This is a genomic window from Sphingosinicella sp. YJ22 (assembly GCF_011320075.1).
Classification (GTDB): Bacteria; Pseudomonadota; Alphaproteobacteria; order Sphingomonadales; family Sphingomonadaceae; genus Allosphingosinicella.
Genome location: NZ_JAANPA010000073.1, coordinates 1 through 3497 on the forward strand (window position 1 = coordinate 1; position 3497 = coordinate 3497).

At 68.1% G+C, this 3497-nt stretch carries 3 protein-coding genes; all 3 read right to left on the reverse strand.

Annotated elements, in window-relative coordinates; genetic code table 11:
- Positions 1–1425, reverse strand: a 1425-nt coding sequence (locus G7B71_RS15400; protein ID WP_166042541.1) for a class I tRNA ligase family protein, incomplete at its 3' end; no start/stop codon positions are given.
- 400 nt (positions 1426–1825) lie between these two features.
- Positions 1826–2764: a bifunctional riboflavin kinase/FAD synthetase gene (locus G7B71_RS15405; RefSeq protein WP_166042543.1), complete on the reverse strand. Its 939-nt coding sequence runs from the start codon at positions 2762–2764 to the stop codon at positions 1826–1828.
- 163 nt (positions 2765–2927) lie between these two features.
- Positions 2928–3461, reverse strand: a complete 534-nt coding sequence (locus G7B71_RS15410) for a dihydrofolate reductase (protein ID WP_166042545.1) — start codon at positions 3459–3461, stop codon at positions 2928–2930.
- Between the last annotated feature and the right edge of the window lie 36 nt (positions 3462–3497).

Genomic DNA, 3497 nt, shown 5'->3' on the forward strand with positions numbered 1-3497 from the left:
CGCCGCCTGCGGCGGCACCCTCTCCCCTGAAGGGGAGAGGGGAGGGATCGGCCGATCCATCGGGATGAACCATTGCGGGGTGCAGCGGTAGATGACCTTGGCCTTGGAGCGCCAGCTGTGCGGGTAGCTGTGCTTGAAGTCGTCGGACGCGGCGAGCAGGGCGCCCGCCTCGCGAAGGTCCGAGCAGATCGGGCCGTCGGAGGCGTTGAACTTGGCGTTGATGACGCTGCCCTGGCCGCCGAGCCATTCCCAATCCGCGCGATAGCGTCCGGCGTCGTCGACCGCGAAGACCGGGCCGATGCCGGCCGCCTTGCAGACCTCGAAATCCTCCTCGCCATGGTCGGGCGCCATGTGGACGAGGCCGGTGCCGGCGTCGGTCGTGACATGCTCGCCGGGCAGGAAGGGGCGGGGACGCGCGAAGAAGCCGCCGAGATGGTGCATCGGGTGGCGGGCGACGGTGCCGGCGAGGTCGGAGCCTTTGAAGCGGGCTACCGGTGCGAGCGGCAGAAAATACTCCCCAGCTGCCGGCATGAACTTCTTGGCGAAGTCATCAAGCAGGTCAGTCGCGACGAGATAGCGGCCACCTTCACCTAGATTTGAACCGACCTGATCCAACGGCACGTCATTCACGAGAACGTGAAAAAGCGCGTATTCCACATCAGGCCCATAGGCGATCGCCTGGTTGACCGGGATCGTCCAGGGCGTGGTCGTCCAGATCACCGCATGGGCGCCGACCAGCTCTGGAATCGGGCTCTCGACGATCTCGAAGCCGACGTCGATCTGCGTGGACGTGATGTCCTCATATTCGACCTCGGCGTCGGCCAGGGCGGTCTTCTCGACCGGGCTCCACATGACCGGCTTGGCGCCGCGGTAAAGCTGGTCCGTCATGGCGAACTTCAGGAGCTCGCCGACGATCGCGGCCTCGGCGTCGAAGTTCATGGTGAGATAGGGAGCGTCCCACTCGCCCATCACGCCGAGCCGCTCGAACTGCTCGCGCTGAACCGCGACCCACTTGGCCGCATAGGCGCGGCATTCGGCGCGGAACTGCGCCTTGGGGACCTGGTCCTTGTCGAGCTTCTGCTTGCGATAGGCTTCCTCGACCTTCCACTCGATCGGAAGGCCGTGGCAGTCCCAGCCGGGAACGTAGGGCGAGTCCTTGCCCATCAGCGACTGCGAGCGAACGACGATGTCCTTGAGGACCTTGTTCATCGCATGGCCCATGTGAATGTCGCCATTGGCGTAAGGCGGGCCGTCGTGGAGGATGAAGCGCTCGCGGCCGGCGCGGGCCTTGCGGAGCTGGCCGTACAGATCCTCCTCGCGCCAGCGCGCGAGAATCGCCGGCTCCTTCTGTGCGAGGCCGGCCTTCATCGGGAAATCGGTCTTCGGCAGGAAAACGGTGTCCCGCCAGTCTTTCTTGTCGGACATCAGCGCGCGCTTAGCGGTGTTGGCAGGTGATGGAAACACCCGCGGCGAGCGACGGCGGAAAGTCACGAATGTCACGAATGTCACGACTGTCACATGGAATCGCGGGGGGTGCCCCCGCGGCGAAGCTCCTGGCGCGCGTCAGAGAGCGTGAAGAGGAGGAGCTTGCGGAGCCGGCAGACCTGCATCCGACTCGACCGAACGTGCGTATATGGTTCACGGCCATGTGAATCAGCGAACCATATGAAATCCTATTTTGCAAGATCGCGCTTGGATCCTCCCCGAGATTGCTCGGGGAGGGGGACCGGCGAAGCCGGTGGAGGGGCCGGCGGCGAAGCCGGCGGAACACGGCCGCTTCGCGACCCCCGCTCCGTCAGGCCTTCGGCCTGCCACCTCCCCGAGGCTAGCTCGGGGAGGATTGGTCGAGGATGGCCCGCGTCTGTGCTTCGTCCTCGCGCATCTGGGCGGTGAGAGCGTCGAGGTCGTCGAACTTCAGCTCGGGGCGGAGATAGGCGTGGAGCTCGACCTCGATTCGGCGGCCGTAGAGGTCGCTGGTCCAGTCGAGGAAGTGGGGCTCGAGCAGCTCCTTGGGCGGGTCGAAGGTCGGGCGGATTCCGAGGCTTGCGACGCCGTCGACCAGTTCGCCGTCGGGCAGGCGGCCGCGCACCGCATAGATGCCGAAGCGGGGGCGGAGATATTTGCCGAGGCTCATGTTCGCGGTCGGGTAGCCGAGCTGGCGGCCGCGCTTGTCGCCATGCTCGACGATGCCCTCGATCGCGAACGGGCGGGTGAGCAGGCGGGTGGCGGTGGCGAGGTCGCCGTCGCGCAAGGCATCGCGGATTCGGCTCGACGAGACCGGCTCGCCGTCGGCCTCGACCGGGCCGACCGCGTCCATGCTCATGCCGTGCCGGGCGGCAAGGTCGCGAAGCACCTCGACATTGCCGCCGCGGCCGCGGCCGAAGGTGAAGTCCTCGCCGGTGACCACGCCCGCCGCGCCGATTCGGCCGGCGAGCCAGTCGGCGACGAAATCCTCCGCGGTGACGGAGGCGAGGTCGCGGTCGAAGCGGAACACGAGCATGGCGTCGGCGCCCGCCGCGGCGAACAGCCGCTCGCGCTGGCCCAGGGTTGTCAGGCGGAAGGGCGGGGCGTCGGGCTTGAAGTAGCGGACCGGATGGGGATCGAAGGTCGCGACCAGGGCCGGGCGGCCCTCGGCGCGGGCGCGCTCGACGGCACGGCCGACCACCGCCTGGTGGCCGCGGTGAAAGCCGTCGAAATTGCCAAGCGCGACGATGCCGTTGCGATACGCGTCAGGGACCGCCGAGCCCCCGTCCAGGCGCTCCATGGAGGCGGGCTATAAGGAAGGGGGCCGGCGCCAACAATCCTCCCCGGCATTTGCCGGGGAGGGGGACCGCCGCAGGCGGTGGAGGGGTTCTTCCGCACGGTGCCCAGAACCCCCTCCACCATGCTGCGCATGGTCCCCCTCCCCGCGAAATCGCGGGGAGGATTTAGTGTCGTTCGAGGCGGACGAAGCTGTAGGCAGGGCGGTCGTCCTCGGCTTCGTGATCGACGCGGGATTCCTCGCGCCAGACGGCGGGGTCGAAGGGCGGCATGGTCGTGTCGCCTTCGATGTCGCCATGAATCTCGGTCAGCTCGACGGCGTGGGCGAGGGGCTCGAACAAAGCGAAGATCTCGGCGCCGCCGATCACCGAGACGAATTCCGCACCGGCGGCGCCGATCGCTTCCTCGACGTCGTGCACGACCACCGCGCCCTCGGCCGACCAGCCGCGGTCGCGGGTGAGGACGATGTGGCGGCGGGCGGGGAGGAGGCCGGGCAGGCTGTCGAAGGTGCGCCGGCCCATGATCATCGGCGTGCCCATCGTCACTTCCTTGAAGTGCCTGAGGTCGGCCGGGAGGTGCCAGGGCAGCTTGCCGTCCCTGCCGATCACGCCGTTGTCGGCGCGCGCGACGACCAGGGTGATTTCGGTTCTCCCCTCCCGCTTGCGGGAGGGGTCGGGGGTGGGGCTGCCAGCATCAGTCATGCCCCGGCCATGCCCACCCCCAGGCGTCCGCGGTAG

What these genes read in the sequence shown, in the direction of transcription:
- G7B71_RS15405 (WP_166042543.1), bottom strand. Translation starts at nt 2,764, where the DNA reads ATGGAGCGCCTGGACGGGGGCTCGGCGGTCCCTGACGCGTATCGCAAC.
- G7B71_RS15410 (WP_166042545.1), bottom strand. Translation starts at nt 3,461, where the DNA reads ATGACTGATGCTGGCAGCCCCACCCCCGACCCCTCCCGCAAGCGGGAG.